Raw genomic sequence first — 1,908 nt, forward strand, 5'->3', positions numbered from 1 at the left:
TGTTCGCCGAGGTGATCGCGTCTGAGGGTGTGGATGTGGCTGCGATGGGGATTCATCCGGTGTTGTTGGATGCGGCGTTGCATGCCGCGGTGGTTGCGGGTGGGGAGGTTGAGGGGGGGCAGATGCTGGTGCCCTATTGCTGGCAGCAGGTGTGTTTGCATAGCACCGGAGCTGTTGGGGCGCGGGTGCAGATCCGCCGGGCTGGTGAGCAGAGTCTGGTGTTAGAGCTTGCTGATGGTGCAGGGGTGCCGGTGTTGTCGGTGGGTGCGCTGTTAACCCGTGCGGTCGGTGCCGATCAGTTGCAGGGGGCGCTGGGCGATAACACAGGTGTGGGGTTGTTAGAGTTGCAGTGGGCGCCAATTAGTGTGATCTCCAAGGTCATTGGATCATCTCAGGTGGTGGACTGGGACGACTTTTCGGTCCAGGACAGCGCTGATGTGGTGGTGTGGCAGTGGACACCGCCATCGGTATCGGTGGTCGAGAAAGTGTATGCGGGCACTCATGCGGTGTTGGCCGTGCTGCAGGCGTGGCTAGCCGGTGAGCGGGATGCGGTGTTGGTAGTAAAGACCTGTGGAGCAGTCGGCGCTGGGGCTGCGGTGATCACCGACCTCGCCGGTGGCGCGATTTGGGGATTGGTGCGTTCAGCGCAAACCGAAAATCCCGGCCGTATCGTGTTAGTTGATACCGATGGGTCGGTGGAGATACCGGCGTTAATCGCCACGGGTGAACCTCAACTGCTGGTACGTCAACACAGTGTGTATGCAGCCCGGCTGGCCAGGGTGACATCTGCTGTCACCGGACCCGATACACCAGCTGATACGCCCGGGGGCACGGTGTTGATCACCGGTGGCACCGGTATGGTCGGTGCCGCCCTAGCCCGTCATCTAGTGGCCCATCACCACGTCGAACAGCTGGTACTGGTCAGTCGCCACGGCCCACAAGCCCCCGTCACCGCCGAACTGGTGGCCGAGTTGAGCGGTCAGGGCGTACCTGTACTCGTCAGCGCATGCGATGTAGCCGACTCCCACGCGGTCAATGCACTAATCGAACAGATCAACCAGCAATACCCGCCACTGACCGGAATCATCCACGCTGCCGGCACTTTAGATGACGGACTGATCACCTCACTGACTCCGCAACGAATCGATACCGTCTTACACGCCAAAGTCGATGGTGCCTGGAACCTGCACCACGGCACCGAACATCTGGACCTGTCCATGTTTGTGTTGTGCTCCTCGATGGCCGCGGTGCTGGGCACACCCGCACAAGCCAACTACGCCGCAGCCAACGCATTCCTTGACGCCCTGGCCGCTAGCCGTCAACACCATGGACTGGCCGGCCTGTCCCTGCAATGGGGACTGTGGGAACAACCCAGCGCCATGACTGAACACCTCCAACAAGCCGACCTGACCCGCCTGAACCGAATTGGCCTTCAAGCACTTTCCGCCCACCACGCCAGCACGCTGTTTGACACCGCCCTGCTGCATACCACCCACCCCAGCCTCATCGCTACCGATCTTGACCACTACACACTGACCACCGCAGCCCTCCACACCCCATTACCGCCGCTATTTCATCACCTCACCCCCCACCCTGTGCGGCCGCAAGCAACCAACACCACCACACCCACAACAGCGCTCGCCCAACGCCTCCACGAACTACCCCTCACCCAACAACACGAACTCCTCACCCACACCATCACCACCCAACTCGCCCAAGTCCTCGGCCAAAACCCCCAAGAAATCAACCCCCACGCCAGCTTCCAAGACCTCGGCTTTGACTCCCTAACCGCCCTGGAACTACGCAACCGACTCAAAACCACCACCGGACTCACCCTGCCCGCCACCCTCATCTTCGACTACCCCACCCCCACCACCCTCGCCCAACACCTCAAACAACAACTCAGCG

General features: G+C 61.3%; 1 protein-coding gene. It reads left to right on the top strand.

Going from position 1 to position 1,908, the window contains the following annotated elements:
• Window positions 1–1,908: type I polyketide synthase (locus tag F0Q45_RS25750; protein WP_149656555.1), on the top strand; the 1,908-nt coding region annotated here is incomplete at both ends.

The sequence above is a fragment of the Mycobacterium simiae genome (genome assembly GCF_008370645.1).
Lineage (GTDB): Bacteria > Actinomycetota > Actinomycetes > Mycobacteriales > Mycobacteriaceae > Mycobacterium > Mycobacterium simiae_A.